The following is a 471-nucleotide window of genomic DNA, read 5'->3' on the forward strand; positions in this document are numbered from 1 at the left end:
CACCGGTTTCCTGACATGCTGCTGTCCCCTTCACCTTTCGGATCCAGGTAAGTCATCTGGCCCAGGAACCTCCTTCCAAGTTCCTCCCAGCTGAACTGGGGATACAACAGAGCGCCTCGTGGCGCACGGCGTTCTTTCCAATACCCAGCGGCGCTTGACCACGTGGAAGCCTGTGACCTCGGGGTCTCTGTGGACGACTTCGGCGTCGACGCCGAAGGCTGCGGCGTGCTCGACGAACTGGGTCTTGAAACCAGTGGGCTGACCCCCGAGTTGTAGACACCTTGATACTTGGGTCCGAGGTGGATCCACTTGGAGAGGGGTGAATGACGCGTATGGGACGGCCGTCGAAGTACTCCCCGGAGTTCCGGGATGACGCTGTGAAGCTGGTGTTGGACTCGATCCCGCCGCGCAGGGTCGCTGATGTGGCTCGTGAGCTGGGCCTGGTTCCGGAGACGTTGCGCAACTGGGTGG

At 61.6% G+C, this 471-nt stretch carries 1 protein-coding gene and 1 pseudogene; one reads left to right on the forward strand and one right to left on the reverse strand.

Going from position 1 to position 471, the window contains the following annotated elements; translation table 11 throughout:
- Window positions 1-30: 30 nt before the first annotated feature.
- Window positions 31-255, reverse strand: a pseudogene (locus tag GWK61_RS61380) (hypothetical protein); the annotation flags it as partial.
- Between the two features lie 77 nt (window positions 256-332).
- Here GWK61_RS61380 and GWK61_RS61385 point away from each other — a divergent pair.
- Window positions 333-471, forward strand: a 139-nt coding sequence (locus GWK61_RS61385; protein ID WP_369125694.1) for a transposase, incomplete at its 3' end; no start/stop codon positions are given.

Source organism: Catenulispora rubra (assembly GCF_015356825.1).
Lineage (GTDB): Bacteria > Actinomycetota > Actinomycetes > Streptomycetales > Catenulisporaceae > Catenulispora > Catenulispora rubra.